Origin of the sequence: Cryptosporangium minutisporangium (assembly GCF_039536245.1) — a bacterium.
Classification (GTDB): Bacteria; Actinomycetota; Actinomycetes; order Mycobacteriales; family Cryptosporangiaceae; genus Cryptosporangium; species Cryptosporangium minutisporangium.
The window spans coordinates 1-19,306 of sequence record NZ_BAAAYN010000106.1; the positions used below are offsets into that span (position 1 = coordinate 1).

The 19,306-nt window shown below is 72.7% G+C and carries 14 protein-coding genes; 9 read left to right on the plus strand and 5 right to left on the minus strand.

Features of this window, described 5'->3' with window-relative positions; genetic code table 11:
- Window positions 1–865 (plus strand): hypothetical protein (locus tag ABEB28_RS42095; protein WP_345733922.1); only part of this gene is annotated, 865 nt, incomplete at its 5' end.
- A 37-nt stretch (window positions 866–902) separates the two neighbouring features.
- Window positions 903–2,282 carry a glucose-6-phosphate dehydrogenase gene (locus tag ABEB28_RS42100; RefSeq protein WP_345733923.1) on the plus strand — a complete coding sequence of 460 codons (1,380 nt, stop codon included), beginning with the start codon at window positions 903–905 and terminating at the stop codon, window positions 2,280–2,282.
- 50 nt (window positions 2,283–2,332) lie between these two features.
- On the opposite strand, the gene ABEB28_RS42105 is transcribed toward ABEB28_RS42100, so the two are convergent.
- The 3 genes from ABEB28_RS42105 to eccCa form a co-directional block, all read right to left on the minus strand.
- Window positions 2,333–4,441 (minus strand): WXG100 family type VII secretion target, encoded by a 2,109-nt coding sequence (locus tag ABEB28_RS42105; RefSeq protein ID WP_345733924.1) that lies wholly within the window; start codon window positions 4,439–4,441, stop codon window positions 2,333–2,335.
- A gap of 14 nt (window positions 4,442–4,455) precedes the next feature.
- Window positions 4,456–5,436 (minus strand): hypothetical protein, encoded by a 981-nt coding sequence (locus ABEB28_RS42110; RefSeq protein WP_345733925.1) that lies wholly within the window; start codon window positions 5,434–5,436, stop codon window positions 4,456–4,458.
- 103 nt (window positions 5,437–5,539) lie between these two features.
- Window positions 5,540–9,502: a type VII secretion protein EccCa gene (gene eccCa, locus ABEB28_RS42115; protein WP_345733926.1), complete on the minus strand. Its 3,963-nt coding sequence runs from the start codon at window positions 9,500–9,502 to the stop codon at window positions 5,540–5,542.
- A gap of 121 nt (window positions 9,503–9,623) precedes the next feature.
- Here eccCa and eccD point away from each other — a divergent pair, with 121 nt between their 5' ends.
- The 4 genes from eccD (at window position 9,624) to ABEB28_RS42135 (ending at window position 13,266) form a co-directional block, all read left to right on the plus strand.
- Complete coding sequence (eccD, locus tag ABEB28_RS42120; protein WP_345733927.1) at window positions 9,624–11,021, plus strand: type VII secretion integral membrane protein EccD; 1,398 nt, start codon at window positions 9,624–9,626, stop codon at window positions 11,019–11,021.
- Between the two features lie 6 nt (window positions 11,022–11,027).
- Complete coding sequence (eccB, locus tag ABEB28_RS42125) at window positions 11,028–12,419, plus strand: type VII secretion protein EccB (RefSeq protein WP_345733928.1); 1,392 nt, start codon at window positions 11,028–11,030, stop codon at window positions 12,417–12,419.
- 173 nt (window positions 12,420–12,592) lie between these two features.
- Window positions 12,593–12,940, plus strand: coding sequence for a WXG100 family type VII secretion target (locus tag ABEB28_RS42130; protein ID WP_345733929.1), 348 nt, complete (start codon window positions 12,593–12,595; stop codon window positions 12,938–12,940).
- A 14-nt stretch (window positions 12,941–12,954) separates the two neighbouring features.
- Window positions 12,955–13,266, plus strand: a complete 312-nt coding sequence (locus ABEB28_RS42135; RefSeq protein WP_345733930.1) for a WXG100 family type VII secretion target — start codon at window positions 12,955–12,957, stop codon at window positions 13,264–13,266.
- Window positions 13,267–14,399: 1,133 nt separating this feature from the next.
- Here ABEB28_RS42135 and ABEB28_RS42140 read toward each other — a convergent pair.
- Both ABEB28_RS42140 and ABEB28_RS42145 read right to left on the minus strand, forming a co-directional pair.
- Window positions 14,400–15,641, minus strand: coding sequence for a S8 family serine peptidase (locus ABEB28_RS42140; RefSeq protein ID WP_345733931.1), 1,242 nt, complete (start codon window positions 15,639–15,641; stop codon window positions 14,400–14,402).
- Window positions 15,638–17,296 carry a right-handed parallel beta-helix repeat-containing protein gene (locus ABEB28_RS42145; RefSeq protein WP_345733932.1) on the minus strand — a complete coding sequence of 553 codons (1,659 nt, stop codon included), beginning with the start codon at window positions 17,294–17,296 and terminating at the stop codon, window positions 15,638–15,640. Before ABEB28_RS42145 ends, ABEB28_RS42140 begins: the two co-directional genes overlap by 4 nt.
- Before the next feature lie 103 nt (window positions 17,297–17,399).
- Here ABEB28_RS42145 and ABEB28_RS42150 point away from each other — a divergent pair, with 103 nt between their 5' ends.
- The 3 genes from ABEB28_RS42150 (at window position 17,400) to ABEB28_RS42160 (ending at window position 19,226) form a co-directional block, all read left to right on the plus strand.
- Window positions 17,400–18,299, plus strand: coding sequence for an SseB family protein (locus tag ABEB28_RS42150; RefSeq protein ID WP_345733933.1), 900 nt, complete (start codon window positions 17,400–17,402; stop codon window positions 18,297–18,299).
- Window positions 18,300–18,424: 125 nt separating this feature from the next.
- Window positions 18,425–18,862, plus strand: coding sequence for a YbaB/EbfC family nucleoid-associated protein (locus tag ABEB28_RS42155; protein WP_345733934.1), 438 nt, complete (start codon window positions 18,425–18,427; stop codon window positions 18,860–18,862).
- The gene (locus ABEB28_RS42160; RefSeq protein ID WP_345733935.1) at window positions 18,849–19,226 is read left to right on the plus strand and encodes a hypothetical protein; all 378 of its coding nucleotides are present in this window, start codon (window positions 18,849–18,851) and stop codon (window positions 19,224–19,226) included. The genes ABEB28_RS42155 and ABEB28_RS42160 overlap by 14 nt, the downstream gene beginning before the upstream one ends.
- Window positions 19,227–19,306: the final 80 nt, after the last annotated feature.

Consider the following 19,306-nt stretch of genomic DNA (forward strand, 5'->3'; position numbering starts at 1 on the left):
CGCGCCCGCCCGCGCCTCGGCGGCGTCGCTCGCCGCGCCACCGGCGACGGTCGCCGCCGCGGTCCCGAGCGCACCCCCGGACCCACCGCAGACTCCCACCGGCACCGTCTACAGCGCCACCGTCGAGCCCAACGGGCGCCGCCGCCGGGCCCGCTGGCTCGGGCTGCTCCCCCGGCTGGCCGTCGGCGCGCACGTCGCCAGCGGCGCGGCGCTGCGCCGGCTGCGCCCGCCGGGCACCGCGTCCGGCCTGGTCATCGGGTTCGACAAGGACGACACCGTCGCCACCGCGCGCCTGTTCCAACCGGAGCCGACCCGGATGGCGCTGGTCGGCGGGTTGTGGGCGGCCCGCGTCCTGGTGTTCCGGACGCTCGCCCTCGGCGCGTCCGTCACCGTCCTCACCGGACGTCCGGAGGCCTGGACCGGGTTCGGCCGGTGGGCCACCGGCTCCGACGAGCGGGTCGTGGTCCGCCCGCTGGACGCGCCGTTCGGAGCCCCGTCGTCGCCGCACGCGCCGGTCCTCGTCGTCCGGGACGGCAACGCGCTGACCGGCACCGTCCGCGGGACGCTCGGGCCGTGGCAGGCCCAGCTGTCGGTGGTGGAGCAGCTCACCGCGTACGCGTTCCCGGCGATCCGGGAGGCGAGCCTGGTCGCGGTGCAGCGTCTGGAGCCGGAGGAGGCGACCGCGGGAACGCCGCTGCTGGGCCTGAGCCGGGAGTCGCACGCCCTGGTGCGCAACCTCCAGAACGACATGCTCGCGCTCTTCGACGAGGGTGATCCGCGGTACGTCTGGACGCAGCCGACCCGGATCGAGCGGGCCCAGTTCGGGCCCCCGCGCCGCTACGACGCCCCGGTGCCCGCCCGCTGAGCGCATACCGTCCGGCCGCGCCGGGCATTGCCACGCCATGACGGCCACTGACACACGCCAGACGCTGCTGATCCTCGGCGCCAGCGGTGACCTCACCGCGCGGCTGCTCCTGCCCGGCCTCGGACGCCTCGTGGACACCGGTGGCGCCGAGAACCTCACGCTGCTCGGCGCCGGCACCGACGACTGGGACGACGAGCGCTGGCGGACTCGCGTACGGGAGTCGTTCGCCGCGCTCGGCGCGTCCGGCGACCGGGCGGAGGCGGTCGCCGCAGCCTCTCGGTACCTGCGCGCCGACGTGACGCACGGCGCGGACCTGCGGCGGCTGCTCGACGCCTGCCAGGGCGAGATCGTCGTGTTCTTCGCCCTGCCCCCGTCGGTGACCGCCAAGGCGTGCGCCGCGATGAAGGACGTCGGGCTGCCGCCCCGCACCCGGCTGGTGTGCGAGAAGCCGTTCGGCGTCGACGCGGACTCCGCACACGCGCTGAACGAGCTGCTGAACCAGCTCGTGCCGGAAGGTCAGATCCACCGGATCGACCACTTCCTCGGCAAGTCGACCGTGCTGAACATCCTCGGGCTGCGCTTCGCCAACCGGATCGTCGAACCGCTGCTCAGCAACGTCCACGTGGCGTCCGTCGACATCGTCTTCGACGAGGACCTCGGGCTGGAGTCGCGGGCCGGCTACTACGACGGGGCCGGCGCGCTGATGGACATGGTCCAGAGCCACCTGCTGCAGATCCTGGCGCTGCTCACCATGGACGCACCGCCCAGCCTCGCCGCCCACGAGTTCCGGGACCGCAAGGCTCAGGTACTCCGCGCGACCCGGGTCTGGGACGACGACCCGGTGGACTGGAGCCGCCGCGCCCGTTACACCTCCGGACAGATCGGCGACCGGCTCCTCCCCGCGTACGCCGACGAGCCCGGGGTGGACCCCGCCCGGCAGACCGAGACGCTCGCCGAGATGGTGGTGGCGGTCGACACCTGGCGGTGGGCGGGCGTCCCGTTCCGGCTGCGCTCGGGCAAGGCCGTCGGCAGCAAGCGCAAGGAAGCCGTGATCACGTTCAAGGAGCCGCCGCGCACGCCGGACGGGCTCACCGGTCCGGAGCAGCCCGACCGGCTGCGGATCGGGTTCACCCCGGACCGCATCGACCTGGACATCAACATCAACGGCCCCGGCGACCCGTTCGTGCTCGACCCGGTGACGCTGGGGTCGGAGTTCGGCCCCGGCGAGCTGCCGCCATACGGAGAGGTGCTGCGCGGCGTGCTCGACGACGATCCGACGCTCTCGGTGCGCGGTGACACCGCCGAGACCTGCTGGCACATCGTCGAGCCGGTACTCGCGGCGTGGCGGACCGGTGCCGTCCCGCTGCAGGACTACCCGGCCGGCAGCACCGGACCGAAGGACTCGCTGCTGTCCTGACCCGAGCCTGCGCGCGTGACCCACCGATCGGTGGGTCACGCGCGCACGCGTCAGGTGCTCTGGCCCGGGAGCGCCACCCGCTCGGACGGTTCGTACTCCTTCGGGGTGCTGCCGTGCGCCAGGACCGGCCCGCCCGGCGTGACCGGCGCGAACACGTCCTCGTCCCGCACGACCGGCACTCCGTCCGGGGTCACCGGAGCGTCCGCCGGCGTGCCGACCAGCGGGTCGGCGCCGTGGTGCCGGGCTGCCAGGTCGGCCTGGAACACCGGCCGCTCCGCACCCGTCGGACCGTCCGCTCCACCCGGCGCGGCGCCTCGCAGCGCGTCCGGAACGCCGACCGGCAAAGCGGACGCCGGGCGGTGTCCGATCGCCTGGTTGAGCACCGGAGTCGCCGGCATCGTGAGCCGCGACGCGCCGAACGGATTCGCCGGCCCCGGACGGAACGTCTGCGGCCGCGCCGGACGCTCCCGCCCCGGCGGGGGCGGCGGAGGCGCGTCCCGGCGGTCCAGCACCGGCCGCGTCGCACCGGGCGGCGGCGGCGCCAGCCCGGCCGGTCGGTCGGTGCTCCCGGGGCCGCCGAGTCCGGGGACCCCGGGCCGCCTCGGCCCGGTGCGTCCGACGAGGACCGGCGGCGCCGCTTGACGCGGTCCGCCGAACGGGGACGGTGGCAGCCCACCCGGTCCGCCCGGACCTCCCGGACCACCGGCCCGGAAACCGTGTAGCCCGCCGGGCCCGTTCGGAGTGGTCGGACGCCGCCCGGCGTTGGGCATCGGCGGTGGTGGTGCCCCGGGGTCACGCGGGCCGGAGCCGCCCAGTACCGGCCGGGCCAGCCGCGACCGCGGGTCGCCGGCCGCACGCCCTCCCGGCGGCATCGGACTCGGCACGTTCGGCGTCGTGCGGCCCGGCATCATCGGCAGGTTCGGCGCACCCGGCGCGCCGCCGGGCACGCCGGGCTTGAGCACGCCCTTGACCATGGCCTTGGCCACGTTGACGGGCGGTTTCGCCGGCGCGAGCGGTGGCGTCGGCAGGGCCGGCTGCCCGGGTACCGGAGCGGGGCCGACCCCGGGGGCCTTGGGCGGCAGGATCGTGCTCGGCGGTAGCACGGTAGGCGCCACCGGCGGCACACCCGGGCCGACCGGCCCCACCGCGGGCGGCGCGACGGGCGGCGGCGGCGTCGCGTTCACCGGCACGACCGGCGTCACCGGCCCCACCGGGGCCTTGCCCGGCGCGATCGGCGGGGCCGGCGCGGGCGGCTTCACGTTCAGCGCGTTCACCGGCGTCGGCGGTGTCAGGCCCGGTGGGACGACCGGTGCCGGTCCTCCGGGCACGCCGCCCGGCAGGGTCGGCGCATCGAGGAAGAGCCCCGGCGGCGCGACGACCGCGTTCGTCGGTCCCTCGTAGATGCCCGGCGTACTGCTGACGACGCCGTTGTAGCCGTCCCAGTAGGCGTCGCCCAACGAACTCTCGATCACCTGGGCGGGGTACGTGTACTTCTGGTGCATCTCGGCGAGGTGCTTGGTGTAGAGGTCCTCGGCGTTCTTCACCTCCTCCGGGCCCTTGATCTCGAGCTCCTTGTGCCACGCCGCCACCTCGTCGAGGTACTGCTTGTACAGCCTGCCGATCTCGGCCTGCTTGGCAGTCAGCGCACTCAGCACCACTCCGAGCGCGGCCGCGGTCTGGTCGGCGGCCTCCTGCCAGTCGTTGATCGACTTCAGCGCGGCACCGGGCCCCAGCGCCAGGAATTGCTGCGCGCCCGGCGATTTCCAGGACTTCGAGACGCCGTCGCTCTGCTGCTTGAGCGTGTCGCCCACCGTGCGCAGGTTCTCGGCGATGGTCTTCCAGTGGTGGATCAGCGCCTGGACCTTCTCCGGCTTCTGACCCATGATCCGCTTGTAGATCGCCTCGATACCGGATCCGGACGCGCCGGTGCGCCCGTAACCGTCCTTCTTGTTGTAGTAGTCGTAGGACTCCTGCGTCATCGACTCGGACGGGTTACCGGTCGGCTTGTAGGTCTGCTGGTAGTCCTGGAAGTGCTGCGACCCCACCGAGCTGTCGCCGTACTCGGTGAAGTTCTCGCCCATACGGCGCCCCTGGACCCGCAGGTCCGCGAGCTGCTCGTTCTCGCCTGAGCTGTAGCCGTAGTACTTGTCGTCCCCCATGGCGGCTCCTCGACCTAGCCCGGTGCCTTCACGCCCTGGTAGCCCTTGCGCCAGTCGACCTTCCCGGCGTCGGGGCCCAACTCTTCCTGCGCCTTCTGCAGCGGACCGTCCTCGATAGCGTTCGTCTGTGCCGGGAGGGGGTCGACCTTCTGGGTCCGGACCTCCGGATCCTTGTCGCCGACCTGCGTCGTCTGAGTGATGACCTTGCCGCCGTCGGCCGCGGGGCTGGTCTCGGTGGTCACCGTGGTGTCGGGCATCTTCTGCGTCTTACCGTCGGCTCCCTCGGTCTGCGCGCCCGCTCTGACCTCTTTCCGGTAGTACTCGCTGGACGTTCCGTCGGCCGAGTACTTGGTGCGGGTGGTCGTGGTGCTGATCACCTGACCGTTCGGACCGGTGAGCGTGGTGACCGCCATCGACGCGCCCGGCACCCCGGGGACGGGCTCACTGTGGACCATCTTCGACGAGCCGTCGGAGTACGTCGTCAGCCAGCCGGAGCCGTAGACCTGCGCGGTCGTGCCGCCGTTGGGATTGCTGAGCACCTCGGGCTGCTCACCGCCCTGGTTCTTCATCGCCAGGTCGAGCAGCGTCTCGCCGGTCACCGACTTCGGCATCCCGGGCGGCGCCTTCGCGTCGGGATCGGTGGCGAACGCGTACCCGAGGAGGTTCATCTTCTCCGCGGACTCGACGTCGCCGGCGTTGTAGGCGTGCGCGCAGACGTTCGCCGCGTTGCCGATCGCCATCAGCCCGCGGGTCATGTCGGCGACGAACGCGCTGAACGCGTACGACTGCTTCTCCATCGCGGCCTGCATCACCGGGCCTTCGGCGAAAATCCCGGCGTCGAAGCCGGACAGGCCGGAAAACGCCCCCGAGCTGTCGACCTCCACGGTGGACAACTTGGTGCTGATCGGCATCCCCGCGGTCATCGACTGCTTGAACACGTCCCAGCCGTAGTTACTGACCGCCTGCGGGTCGACGCGGAGATCCTCGTCGGCCATCAGTCAGTCCTCCTTCCCCGTTTCCCCGTTCCCGCGAGCCTAGATGCTGCCCGCGGCTTCTCCCGCCACTCTGCTCACTTCGTCAACTAACGTTAAAGTTCGGTCAGTCAGCCGGGAGATGGGCCAACTGGACGAGCTGGTTGCCTCCGCGGCGGGTGACCAGCCACCCGCGTCCCGGCGGCAGTGGCCGGGGCTTGAGGTTGCCGAACAGCGGACCCTCCTCGCGCGGCCCGGACATCAGGATGCCCGGCGACGCCAGCTCGCGGATGCGGCCGAGGAACGGGTCGTAGAGTGCCCGCGCCGCGCCGCCGACCCGCCGGGTGACCACGACGTGCAGCCCGATGTCACGCCCCTGCGCCAGGTACTCCAGCAGCGGCAGCAGCGGGTTGTTCGGCCCGTTGACGATCAGGTCGTAGTCGTCGACCAGCAGGAACAGGTCCGGACCGCTCCACCAGCTGCGGGTGCGCAGCTGTTCGGGCGTGACGTCCGGGCCCGGCAGGCGGCTCTTCATCACGGTGACGACCTGGTCGACCAGGTCGGCGGTGACCGCCGCCGACGTGCCGTAGCCGATCAGGTGGTCGGAGCTGATCGAGCCGAGCAGGCTGCGCCGGTAGTCCAGCAGGATGATCCGCGCCTGCTTCGGCTCGTACCGGTCGGTGATCGTCCGGGCCAGGCAGCGCAGGAACGTGCTCTTGCCGCACTCGACGTCGCCGAGCAGCAGCGCGTGCGGCTCCGCGTCGAAGTCCAGTCGCACCGCGGTCAGGTCCGCCTCCGCGATGCCGATCGGCAGCCCACGTGCGGTGTCCGCGGTCGCCGGCGGCAGCGCGTGGTACGGCAGGAGCGACGGCAGCAGGCGGACGGCCGGCGCCGGGGCACCCTGCCAGTCGTTCCGGATGCGCTGGACCAGCTTCGCGACGCCGTCGCTGAGGTTGGACGGGTCGGCGTGGCCGTCGATCCGCGGCAGGCCGGTGAGGAAGTGCATCGCGTCCGGCGTCAGGCCGCGACCGGTGGCGTCCTTCGGGACGTTGAGCGCCGCGCGCCGGTTGATCCCGGAGTCCGACGGGTCGCCGAGCCGCAGCTCCAGCCGGGTGCCGAACATGTCCCGCACCGCCGGTCGCAGCTCCATCCAGCGGCTGACCGACGCGAGCAGGTGGACGCCGTAGCCGAGCCCGCGCTGCGCCAGGTCGGTCAGCACCGGCTCCAGGTCCTCGAACTCGGTGCGCAGCGTGCCCCAACCGTCGACGACGAGGAACACGTCGCCGAACGCGTCCTCGGCGTGCAGGCCTTGGCGCTTGCGCCGCCGGTAGGTGGCCATGCCGTCGATGCCGTGCACGGTGAACAGCTGCTCGCGGGCGGTGAGCAGGGTGTGCATCTCGGCGATCGTGCGCCGGACCGCGTCGACGTCCCGCCGGCTCGCGACGCCGCCCAGGTGCGGTAGCTCGCGCAGGGCCGCCAGGCCGCCGCCGCCGAAGTCCAGGCAGTAGAACTGGGCCTCGGCCGGCGTGTGGGTCAGCGCCAACCCGGCCACCAGCGTTCGCAACAGCGTGGTTTTTCCGGACTGCGGCGCCCCGGCCACGATCAGGTTCCCGTTGGCGCCGGCGAGGTCGACGTCGAGCACGTCCCGCCGCTGGTCGAACGGCCGGTCGATGAGGCCGACGACGCCGTGCAGCGCGCCCTGGCGCTCCGGGGCGGCGACGGTCAGCCCGCGGACCGGATCGCTGACCAGCGGCGGCAACAACTGGTCGAGGGTCGGCGGCTCGGTCAGCGGCGGCAGCCACACCTGGTGGGCCGGGACGCCGACTCCGGCGAGGCGTTCGACGAGCACCCGCAGCAGCGTCTCGCCGTGCGGGGTGTGCTCGTCGGGGTCGGGGGCCACCGGCGCCGGCTCCGGCTCGGTGCTGGTCGCGGCCTGGTAGCGGCTGGTGTAGAGCTGCACCGGGTCGACGGTCGCGGCGATCGTCCGCGGCCGCTCCTTCCCGCGGGTGTACCGGCCGGAGACGTAGGCCGCTTTGAACCGGACAAGGCCCTCGGTGCCTGCCTTGAGGTAGCCGTTGCCGGGCGACCGGGGCAGCTCGTAGGCGTCCGGGACACCGAGCACGGTCCGGCTCTCCATGGAGGAGAACGTCCGCAGGCCGACCCGGTAGGACAGGTGGGAGTCCAGGCCGCGCAGGCGGCCCTCCTCCAGTCGCTGCGACGCCAGCAGCAGGTGGACGCCGAGCGAGCGGCCGACGCGTCCGATCTGGACGAACATGTCGATGAAGTCGGGTTTCGCGGTGAGCAGCTCGCTGAACTCGTCACAGATGATCAGCAGGCTCGGCAGCGGCGCGAGCGGCACGCCGCTGGCGCGGGCCCGCTCGTAGTCGCGCTGGGAGTCGTACTTGCCGGCCTGGCGCAGCAGCTCCTGGCGTCGGATCAGCTCGCCGGAGATCGCGTCCTGCATGCGGTCGACCAGCGAGAGTTCGTCGGAGAGGTTCGTGATCACCGCGCTGGTGTGCGGCAGCCGGTCGAGCGAGGTGAACGTCGCACCGCCCTTGAAGTCGACGAGGACGAAGTTGAGCGTCTCGGACGAGTGGGTGGCGGCCAGCGCCAGCACGAGCGTCCGCAGCAGTTCGCTCTTGCCGGAGCCGGTCGCGCCGACCAGCAGGCCGTGCGGCCCCATCCCGTCCAGCGCGGATTCCTTGAGGTCCAGCTCCACCGGGCGGCCGTCCGGGTTCACGCCGATCGGCACCCGCAGCCGGTCCCGGTTGGGGCGGGCCGCCCAGGCCTGCTGCACGTTGAACTCGTACGGGTCACCGAGGTCGAGCAGCTCGGCGAGGCCGAGCTCACCGGTGAGCGGGGTCTCGGCCACCGACGCCGCGGAGAGCCGCAGCGGCGCGAGCCGCCGCACCAGCGCCCCCAGCTCGGTCTGGCCGAGCTGGTCGGCGGGGCCGATCTCCGCCCGGCCGTCCATCGTCGTGCTGGAGAGCGTGCCGTCGGTGTCGACGTCCAGGACGATCGTCGACGGATCGAGCACCCGTGGCGGCGCGGCACCCAAGTCGAGGATCGTGACGCCCTCGACGCCGCCCTCGGCCATCAGGTGGTCCGAGCCGAGCGTCGTGCCGCCGTCGATCACGACGAGCAGGTGGACGCCCGCACTCGGCGGTGCACCCGGGTTGAAGCGGGAGCGGTGGGCCAGGACGTCGTCGAGCATCGCCTCCAGCGCGGTGACCGACGGCGCGACCAGCCGGACCGGGCCGACCGCGTCGGTCCGGGTGGGGTGCAGCGCGTGCGGCAGCCACTTCGCCCACTCCCAGTGCGGGCGCTGGCGATCGGAGACGCAGAAGGCGATCAGCGCCTCCTCCGGCGCGTGGAACGTGGCCAGCTGGGCGATGAGCGCGCGCACCATGCCCTGCACCCGCTCGGCGTCACCCCGCAGGTGGACGTGGGAGAAACCGCGCAGCGCCATCGCGACCGGGAGGTCGGGGACCACCGAGTAGGTGGTGACGAAGCGGCGTAACGCGCTCGCGCAGAGCGGCTCCAGTTCGTCGACCGGGCGGGTCTCCGGCGGGACCAGCGGCGTCGCGATCTCCTGCGCGCCGCGTCCGATCCGGACGACGCCGAAGTCGCCGTCGGCGGGGCGTCGCTCCCACAGGCGCGTGCTCAGCGCGGTGGACCAGAGCGCGTCCGGGTCCGGGTGCCGGTAGAACATCGCCTCGCGCTGCTGGCGGATCGTGTCCCGCACCGCGGCGCGCAGCTGGGAGAGGCGGCGCAGGTACTGCCGCCTGGCCTCGACCATCTCCCGCTTGCTCTGCCCGCCGCTCTGGTTGGCGAGCTGGGCGGCGATCATGCCGAGGATCGAGACGCCGTAGAGGCCACCGGCGACGTACGCCAGCGCGCCGCCGCGTCCGCCGCCCACCATCAGGCCCATCGCGGCGGCCCCGGCGCCCATCGGCATGATCATCATCAGGCGGGACCAGGCCTGGTTGTTCGGCTGCGGCGCCTCGGGCGGCGGGTCGAGCACGACCTCGCCCGCCGGGAGGTCCGGCGCGGGCTGCCGCGGCGGACGCTTCACGATCACCGAGGACACGCAGTTTCCTCTCTCACGCCGGGAAGCACGGAGTGCACAGAGTGCACGATAGCTATCAGATGCCTGCTGCTACGTTGGCCCCGTCGATACGGCTCATCGCTCTGTCCGGAGGTAGCACAGCGTGACGGTCCCCGTCGGAACCGGGCTGGCTCGCGTCACGGTCAGCACGCCCAAGCGCCGGATCGACGTCGCATTACCCGAGGATCTCGCGGTCGCGGAACTGCTGCCCAGCTTGCTGCTGCACGCCGGCGAGGGCGCGGCCGACGACGGAGAGCGACACGGCGGCTGGGCTCTCCGCACGTCCACCGGCACGCGGCTGGCCGGCGACCGCAATCTGGCCGGGCAAGGCGTCCGCGACGGTGACGTACTGCACCTCGTCCCGCGCCGGGCCGACTGGCCGGAGCTCGAGTACGACGACGTCGTCGAGGCGATCGCCAGCGGTGCCCGCCGCTACGGACGCTCGTGGGGTGGCCCGGCGACCCGGCGGTGCGCGCTCGCGGTCGGAACCGTCACGCTGCTCCTCGGCGTCCTCGGAATCCTGTCGTCCGGACCGCCGTGGGCGCTGCCCGGCGGATTGGCGCTCGGGGTCGCGCTGCTGCTCTGCATCGTCGGCACCGTCCTGGCCCGAGCCGCCGGTGACGCGGTGGCCGGTGCCGCGGTCGCCGGGCCGGGGCTGGTCTACGCCGCCGTCGGTGGCGCCATCCTGGTGGCGCCGCGCGGCACCGAGCTCGACGAGCTGGGGACGGCGCACCTGCTGCTCGGCTCGGTGGCGTTGGCCACCGCGGGGGTCATCGGGTACCTCGGCGTCGGTGCCTGGGGCCGGGTCTTCGTCGGCGGGGTCGCCGCCGGACTGCTCGGCGTCGTCGGTGGGCTGCTCGCACTGTGGACCGACATGTCGACGGCGGGCGTCGCGGCGATCGTCCTCACGATCGCGATCACGCTGCTGCCCGCGTATCCGCTGCTGTCGATGCGGATCGGGAAGCTCCCGATGCCGGTGCTGCCGCAGCGGACCGAGGAGATGCTCCGGGACGACCCGGTTCCGCAGCGGGCCGAGGTGTTCGCCGCCGTCGCCCGCGCCGACGAGGTCCTCACCGGCCTGTTGCTGGCGGTCAGCGTCACCAGCGTCTCGTCCGCGTGGGTACTGACCGGGAGCCCGAAGACGTCCGCGCTGATCCTGGTCGCGGTGGCGTCCGCGGCGCTGCTGCTGCGCGGACGGCTGTTCCCGACCCCACGGCAGCGGATCCCGCTGCTGACCGGCGGCATCCTCGGTCTCGGTCTGCTGTTCACCGGGTTCGCGCTGTCGTTCCCGGTGCTGGTGACCGTCCCGGTGGCGCTGCTCGTGGGCGGCGCGGTGCTGGGCGCCGGGCTGCTCTACAGCCGGCGTCCGCCGTCGCCGTACGTGGGGCGGTTCGCCGACATCCTCGACGTCCTGCTGCTGGTGTCGCTGCTGCCGATTGCCTGCTTGCTGACCGGCTTCTACAGCTACGTCCAGGGGCTCTTCGCCTCGCTGGGTGGCTGAGCCGGCATGGCCTCGCGCAAGGATCAGCTGCACTCCTACCAGTTCATGCTGCAGCGGGCGATCTCCGCGCTGATCATGCGGGAGACCGACCCGGCGCAATCGCCGCTGCGCCGCGGGGTCGGCGCGGCGTTCGTCGGACTGATGGTGACGGTCATCGTTGCGGCCGCGTTCGGGATCTACGGCCTGCTGACGAAGACCGGCAGCGCCCGCTGGAAGGTCGACAACGCGGTCGTCGTGGAGAAGGAGACCGGCGCGGCATTCGTTTACCTCGACGGCACGCTGACCCCGGCGCTGAACTACACCAGTGCGCTGCTGCTCGCCGGGCAGACGCCGCCGAAGACGTTCACCGTGCCGCGCAACTCGCTGCGGGACGTGCCGCGCGGGCTGCTGGTCGGGATCCCCGGCGCCCCCACCGCGCTGCCGAACCGCAAGGCCGTGCTGGCGAGCGTGTGGACGGCGTGCGCACTGCCGGCCCGGACCTCCGCCGGGCAGAACACGATGATCACCTCGCTGTTGGTCGGAGGTCGCGCGGCGTCCGCCCGGCCGCTCGGGGAGACCGGCCTCTACCTGCGAAACGCCGACACCCGCGCCGAGTACCTGGTCTGGCACGGGCACCGCTACGAACTGGTCGGCGCGACAGTGCCGAGCGCGCTGTTCGGCAGCGGCACGCGCGCGACCGAGGTGGGCAGCGCCTGGCTGGACACGCTGCCCGAGGGTGACCCGATCCGGGAGATCAAGGTCCCGGACGCCGGCGAGGAGTCCACCGCCGTCCCGGGCCGCGACGTCGGCGACGTCCTCGCGGACCGGCGGGACAGCGGCGAGACCGACTACCTGGTTCTCGACGACGGGCTCGCCCGGCTCTCCGCCCTCCAGCTGGATCTGCTGCGGGCCGGCCGGGCGGTCGAGCCGGAGCCGGTGCCGGCCGCGGAGATCACCGCCGCGCGCAAGAGTAACCGGCTGGAGTCCGACTCCCCCGCCGACCAGCAGGCGCCCACCCGGTCACCGAAGCTCGCGGACGCCCCGGCCGGGTTCGGCGTGTGCGCGGCGTTCGAGGGCGAGGACGGGCCTCCCACGGTCGCGGTGCTGCCCGACGGTGGCGACCCGGAGGCCGGCACCCCCACCACCGCCCGGACCGGCGACGGTGCGGTGCTCGCCGATCGGATCCTCGTACCCGGCGGGTCGGTGGCCGTGGTCCGCGCCCGGGAGACCGGAACGTACAGCGTCGTCACCGACCTCGGGGTGCGGTTCCCAGTGAGCTCGGCGGAGACGCTCGGCACGCTCGGCTACGACGCCGGGAACGCCGCCACGCTGCCGGCCGCGGTGCTCGACCGGGTACCGGCCGGGCCCGCGCTCTCCCCCGAGTCCGCCGTTCTTCCCGCCTCGCCCGGTGAACGGTGATCAGCAATCATGCGACAGATGGGAAAAGCGGTCCCAAAGTTGCGTCTGGTGTCTAGGTTAGGCAACGGCGGTGGTCGGCGCGGTGGCGACCTCCGTCCGAATACGACCGGTCCGTCCGTTCTGGACCGGCTCGCAAGTATCCGGAATGGAAGGCAGAACGAGGTGACTCGGCCATGGCAATGAATGTCACTCCGCAGATGCTCATCGACGCCGCGCAGAAAGCGGAGAACGTCGGTGAAGGTATCGCGGGTCAGCTGACCAACCTGCTGTACACGATCCAGTCCGAGGGTGGGGCCTCGTTCCAAGGCGGCGGCGGTTCCGCGCTCCAGGGCGTCTCCGCGCAGCTCGGCGAGCAGCTCAAGCAGATCCTCACCGCGCTGAACACGATGTCGGGCAACGTCAACGCCGCCTCCGCCGACTACGGCACCTCCGACCAGGAGATCGCGCGCGAGATCCAGACGGTCGGCAACGCCTACAACCCCGGTAGCGGCAGCGTCGTCACGGCGCTGACCAACGGCTGAGCGGAGGAGTACCCATGCCGTACGAAGCCGATGATCTGCTCTACAACTACGAAGGCATCTCGAGCGTCTCGGGCGCGATCGAGGCGTTCGTCGCGCAGATGAATGCGAACCTCGACGAGGTCGACGCGGTGTTCCGGAACCTGCTCGCCAACGGATGGGGCGGCAGCGAAGGTGCCGCCGCGTTCCAGGCCCAGAGCGCGAAGTGGCACTCCGGCGCGAACGAGATGGCGGTGACCCTGCGGTCGCTGTCCACGAAGGTCGGCGACGCCGGGATCAACATGAAGTCGCTGGACCAGAGCGTGGCGAACCGCTTCGGCACGGCCTGAGCCCGGTCGTCCCCGCCCCGGCGCGCCCCCGAGCGCGCCGGGGCGTTCGCCGTTGCGCGCAACCAGCCGGGCGCGGCAGGCTTCCGCGCCACCGGCGGGTGGGGCGGGGGCTGGCGGGGCTGGCGGCGGCGGTTTCCCGAAAGACAACCTCTCAGGCGCTGCTTAGCGGTGGTCTTCCCGACAACCACCTCACGCCCGCGCCGCACGGGTGGTCTTCCCGAAAATCCACCCGCTGGACGCCGCTGAGGGGTGGCGTTCCCGAAAAGTGCCCGCGAGGGCCTTGCGCCGCAATGGTTGGCGCCCATTCCGTGCGGGGCCGCGGATGGTTGTCGCGCCTTCAGGACGGCGGGTGGGATGGGTGTCGCACTTCCCGGGTGCCGACAGGGGTGGTTGTCGCGCCTTCAGGACGGCGGGTGGGATGGGTGTCGCACTTCCCGGGTGCCGACAGGGGTGGTTGTCGCGCCTTCAGGACGGCGGGTGGGATGGGTGTCGCACTTCCCGGGTGCCGACAGGGGTGGTTGTCGCGCCTTCAGGACGGCGGGTGGGATGGGTGTCGCACTTCCCGGGTGCCGACAGGGGTGGTTGTCGCGCCTTCAGGACGGCGGGTGGGATGGGTGTCGCACTTCCCGGGTGCCGACAGGGGTGGTTGTCGCGCCTTCAGGACGGCGGGTGGGATGGGTGTCGCACTTCCCGGGTGCCGACAGGGGTGGTTGTCGCGCCTTCGGGGCGGCGCACGGAGTGGGTGTCGTGCATTCCGGACCATGGCACGGGAAGCGCGCCAACCATCCGGCGGGCACCCGGAAACCGCGACAACCAGCCCACCAGCCTCGTGTCAGCCAGCGCTCGTGCTCAGCGTTCGTGCCGTTCCGGGCGGGTGTCACCGCCAGTGCAGCGAATTCTCCGCGCTTCCCCGACGAGCGCTCCGCTCCGATGGCGTGCCGCGACCGCAGGAATCCGCCGGCCCCTAAGGACGGCCTCCCCGAAAAACCACCTCACGCGCGCCCCGGGACGGTGGCCTTCCCGAAAGAGCGCCCGCCGGACGCCGCGGCGGGGTGGCCTTCCCGAAAGTCCGTCCGCTGAACGCCGCCGAGGGGTGGGGTTCCCGGGAATTGGGCGCGTCGCCGTGAGGGGCGTCAGTGCCTGGGGGTCCAGTCTTCGAACAGCATGCGCGGGGGCGCCGGGGCGTCGTCCTCGGGGTACTCGGCCGGGCGCGGCGCGAGTCCTGGGCGCCAACGCCGCTTGCGTCCGCGCGGGATCGCCACCGCGAACGTCACCCCGAGCACCGCCGCCACGGCCAGCACCGCGGCGGCCACGAGCGCGATCGTGCTGCCCCGGTCGTCGGATTGGGCGCTCGGTGCCTCTCCCGGACCGGCGTCCAGCGCGGCGGGCGACGCCGTGGTCATCGTCGCGGTGACGGCCTGGGCCGGGTTGACGATGCCGTTGCCCGTGGTCGCCGCGCTCGGCGTCGCGGTGGCCAGGAGTCGCCGCACGACGTCGGCGGCCTTGGCGTCCGGCCAGCGGCTGCGGATCAGTGCGGCGGTGCCCGCCACGTAGCCGGCCGCGATCGCGCTGCCGGCGACCTCGACCAGTCCGCCGCCGATCTGCGTGGAGACCAGGCCGTCGCCGGGTCCGGCCAGGTCGACGGCGGGCCATGCGCTGCCGTCCCCGATCAGAGCACCGTCCTGGTTCACCCCGACGACCCCGACGACCCCGTCGTACGCCGCGGGGTACGGCAGCGCCGGCCCGTCCCCGGACGGGCGCGCATCCCCGACGGCCGCGATCACCACGATGTCGGCGGCGACCGCGGAGGCCACCGCGGCCTTCAGCTCGGCGTCGTCGACGTAGGTCACCACCGGCACAACGAGGACGTCCGGGCGCGCGGCCGTGGCATCCCGGACGGCCTCGGCGAGCGTGGCCGGGGTGCCGGACTCCGGGCTTTCACCGTTCTCCACGACCGTGGACGTGGCGACCCGGTACGGCACCACCGCGGCACCAGGGGCGAGCCCGCTGAATCCGACGCCTTGGACGGGCGCCGCCGCGATCACCCCGGCCACCTGGGTGCCGCCGCCCTCGCAGTCGGTGTCGGCGCCGGACGTCTCGCCCGGCAGGTAGTTCTCGCCCTCGCGGACCCGGCCGGTGAGCTGCGGGTGCCCGGCGTCCACTCCGGAGGCCAGCACCGCGACCCGGGTGCCGGAGCCGTCCGCGACCGGCCAGATCCGCTCCGGCGCTTGTCGCTCCTGCGCCCAGGGCACCTGCGTGATGGCGGTGCCGGGCTCGGCGCACTGCTCCGCAGCCGGCGCCGCCGCTGCGGGCGACGTCGGGAACAGCAGCGCTCCCAGGACGACCGCCGCCGCCGCGGCACGCGTGAGCCTCATGACCCGGTCGCGGCCAACAGGTCGTCGAGGGTGAGCGTGCGCAGGTCGTCGCGGGACGGCACCCGGCCGAGCTTCCGGAGCCGGCCGGACTGCGCCTTGCGCATGCCCTCCAGCAGCTTGCGGGCCTCGCGGGCGTTACCGAAGTTGGCGCCCCTGTCGATGCCGGCGAACCACTCGAACAGCCCGTCCTCCAGACCGGGCGCGAGCAGGTAGTCGTCGGAGGCGGCGATCCGCCCGGCGATCAGCGTCAGCTCGTCCGGCGAGTAGTTCTCGAACTCCAGCGTCTTGGCGAACCGGGACGCCAACCCGGAGTTCGTGTCGAGGAAGTCGCTCATCTCCACGGTGTAACCGGCGACGATGACCGCGAGCGAGTCCCGGCGGTCCTCCATCAGCTTCACCAGCATGTCGACGGCCTCCTGGCCGAAGTCGGCGCCGCCGCCGCTGGACCGGGAGAGCGTGTACGCCTCGTCGATGAACAGCACGCCGCCGGTCGCTTCCTCGACGACCGCGGCGGTCTTCTCCGCGGTGTGGCCGATGTACTGGCCCACCAGGTCCCGGCGGGAGACCTCCTTGAACGTCCCGTCCGGCAGGACGCCGAGGCTCTTGAGCAGCTGCCCGTAGAGCCGGGCGACCGTCGTCTTACCGGTGCCGGGCGCGCCGGTGAAGATCAGGTGGTGGCTCACGGCGCCGACGGACAGCCCGGCCTCCCGGCGCCACGTGTTCACCTGCATTTCGTCGATGAGTGCCCGGACTTCGCTCTTGACCGCGGCGAGCCCGACCATCGCGTCCAGCTGGCCGAGTAGCTTCTCGACCTCGGCCTGCGCCCCGTCGTCCTCGGTCGTGATCGCGGGCGTCAGCCGCGCCGCGCTGATCGTCGGATTCGCGCCGGGCTCGACCAGGATCTCCGGGGCCGCGGTCTCCTCGAAGCGGCAGTCTTCGATCGTGCCACCGCACCCGCTGCCGACCAGGATGCCGACACCCCGCGTGTGGTGGACGTGGCAGGACCGCAGCGTCGGGGAGCTGTCGTAAGCGATCGCGACGCCGACGTCGCCGGTGCGGGAGATCTCGCAACTGTCCAACGTGGGCCGGCCCGACTGGTAGACGTAGACGCCGCGGTAGCCACTCCGCGTGATCGTCGTGGTGCGGATCGTCGGGTCGGCGCCGAGCCGCACGATGATGCCGTCGTCGGTGACGTCGCTGATCTCGCACGCCTCGATCACACCGGTGGCGTCGGAGCAGACGATGCCGTACTGACCTGCGGTGATCCGGCAGGACCCGGCCCGCAGCTCCGCGCCGTCGGTCGCGGTGATCGCGGCGCCGTAACCGGCCGACAGCACGCAGTCGGTCAGCTCCAGCCGGCCGCCGGACGCGTGCACCGTCTGCCCGTCGCCGCAGCGCAGGGTGAGGCCACGCAGCGTCACGGTCGCGTCGCGGGTCGACACCGCCGGACGGCCCAGGCCGGTCGCGTCCAGGGTGACCGCGCCGGGCTCGCCGAGGGCGACCAGCGTGAGCGAAGAGTCCGCGACGGCCACGGTTTCCCGGTACTCCCCCGGTTCGATGGAGATCGTGGCGCCGGATTCGGCGATCTCCAACGCGTCCGCGAGAGTGGGGTAGGCCCCGTGCTGTCGGGTCGAAACGAGAAGCGTGCGCGCCATGGCTCCGTGGGGGTGGTCGCGAGGGAAGCGGCTCGGTGGGCGGTGAGCACCGTATCCCATCGGGGCGACAGTTCCCGGTGGGCTCGGTGGTTAGGCTGCGAACATGGCTGAACTCCCGGACCGGTGGCGGCCGGCGAACGAGCCGGAGATCGTGATGTACCACGCGCTGCTGCGCTCCGATCCGGCCCGGTACTTCCAGACCGTGACCACCGCACCGCTCTACCTGGCCGCGGTGAGCCAACCGGCCAGACGGCTGGTCACCTGGGAGCGGGACGGCCGCACGTACCTGCTCGCGTTCACGTCGCCGGAGGGTCTGGCGCACTGCCTGGGCCAGGAGGCCGACACGGTGCTGCAGATGGACTACCCCCAGCTCGTGCGCGACTGGCCCGACCCCAACTGGTGGCTGGCGCTCAACCCCACGACGCCGATCGACGCGACGCTGCCGGTCGTCGCGGTCGCCGAGGCCGCGAGCGGCGCCGTCGAGATCCCGATGCCGACGGTCAGGGCGCGTCCCGACGTCCCCGATCTGCGGACGGAGATCGGGGACGCCCCGGACGTGCCGGCGAACGAGCTGGAGGAGGCGATGACCGAGGTGCTCGCGCAGGGCAACGTGCCGCTGCTGCTCGACCTCCTCGTCTTCGCCGAGGTCTTGCTGCCGACGCTGCGCCCGGTGGAGACGGTCGACCTGGACGATCCGTACTTCCCGTGGGCGGCGCTGCCGCTCTCCGCCGACCGCCCGGTGGGCGAGCCCGCCGTCGGCGTCTTCACCTCCCCGCAGCGGCTGGCGGACGCCGCGCCCGGCATCGACGTCCCGAGCGTCCGGGTCTCGCTGCTCGCCCTCGCACTGGCGTGGCCGGGTCCGGAGTACGCGCTGCTGGTCAACCCCGCCTCGTCGACCCGGGCGCGGCTGCCCGGCGACCAAGTCGAGGCGCTGCCCGAGTGGGCGCGTCTGGCCGCGCACTACCACGGCGTCGAGCCGGATCAGACCGTCCACGAGGCGTGACGCGAGTTCCTCGCGGTGTCGGGCCGCCGTCCGCCGGGCGGCTTCCCGGAGCCGCGGGACGCGTCTTGTCGGATGCGATACGGTCTGACTGTTTACTGCTGCAACACCGGTCTCAGGAGGGCTGGGTGAACGATCCGTCGCGGACCGACCGGCCCGACTTCTCGGCAGTGTCCAGTATGGCCAAGGACCTGCGTGCCGCGATCGGCGACGCCGAGCGAGCGCAGCGTGACGCACTCCGCCTCACCGGGACGGCGTGGTCGAAGGACGGGCTCGTGAAGGCCGTCGTCGGCCCGCGTGGACACCTGCTCGAGCTCGAGCTCGACCCGCGCGTCTACCGCACGCCGAACTCCCACGCGTTGTCCGCGACGATCCTCGCGACGGTCCGTGCGGCCACCGACGACGTGCTGGCGAAGACCGGCGAGATCCTGGACCGCAGCCTGCCGGCGGATCTGCGTGCCCGCTCCGGCGGTGGTCGGCTCGACCTGTGGCGGATGGGCCGGATGCACGACGCCGACGTGCGGAACGAGCTACGACAGGAGGACGACGTCGATGGGCTTCGTTGATCTCACCGAGGGACCGGACGGACTCCGCGCCCGGGCCGTACAGTTCGCCGGCCAGGCCGAAGGTCTCGCCGAGCGTCTGCACAGCCTGTTGGAGCAGATCGAGAGCATCGAAGCCGCGCGCCCCTGGGGCGGCGACAAGTACGGCAACACGTTCGCGGAGGGCTACGGCCAGCCCACCGAAGAGGGCCCGTTCAACGAGGCGGTCGACGCCCAGGTGCGCGGCCTCGGCCCGGAGGCCACCCAGATCGGCACCGCGCTCACCGCCGGGGCCACCGACTACCTCATCGGTGACCTGCAGGCCGCCGACGACATCGGCTCGCTCGCCCCGGGCCGCGGGATCGTGCCCGGCGGACGGGCCCACTGATCGACGAGTACGACGGGTCGCAGTGCGACCGCTGATTTCGGAACTGACGTACAGCGAGCGGGGAGGGTGGCCGGATGTCC

What these genes read in the sequence shown, in the direction of transcription:
- ABEB28_RS42100 (WP_345733923.1), top strand. Translation starts at nt 903, where the DNA reads ATGACGGCCACTGACACACGCCAGACGCTGCTGATCCTCGGCGCCAGC.
- ABEB28_RS42105 (WP_345733924.1), bottom strand. Translation starts at nt 4,441, where the DNA reads ATGGGGGACGACAAGTACTACGGCTACAGCTCAGGCGAGAACGAGCAG.
- ABEB28_RS42110 (WP_345733925.1), bottom strand. Translation starts at nt 5,436, where the DNA reads ATGGCCGACGAGGATCTCCGCGTCGACCCGCAGGCGGTCAGTAACTAC.
- eccB (WP_345733928.1), top strand. Translation starts at nt 11,028, where the DNA reads ATGGCCTCGCGCAAGGATCAGCTGCACTCCTACCAGTTCATGCTGCAG.
- ABEB28_RS42130 (WP_345733929.1), top strand. Translation starts at nt 12,593, where the DNA reads ATGGCAATGAATGTCACTCCGCAGATGCTCATCGACGCCGCGCAGAAA.
- ABEB28_RS42135 (WP_345733930.1), top strand. Translation starts at nt 12,955, where the DNA reads ATGCCGTACGAAGCCGATGATCTGCTCTACAACTACGAAGGCATCTCG.
- ABEB28_RS42140 (WP_345733931.1), bottom strand. Translation starts at nt 15,641, where the DNA reads ATGAGGCTCACGCGTGCCGCGGCGGCGGCGGTCGTCCTGGGAGCGCTG.
- ABEB28_RS42145 (WP_345733932.1), bottom strand. Translation starts at nt 17,296, where the DNA reads ATGGCGCGCACGCTTCTCGTTTCGACCCGACAGCACGGGGCCTACCCC.
- ABEB28_RS42150 (WP_345733933.1), top strand. Translation starts at nt 17,400, where the DNA reads ATGGCTGAACTCCCGGACCGGTGGCGGCCGGCGAACGAGCCGGAGATC.
- ABEB28_RS42160 (WP_345733935.1), top strand. Translation starts at nt 18,849, where the DNA reads ATGGGCTTCGTTGATCTCACCGAGGGACCGGACGGACTCCGCGCCCGG.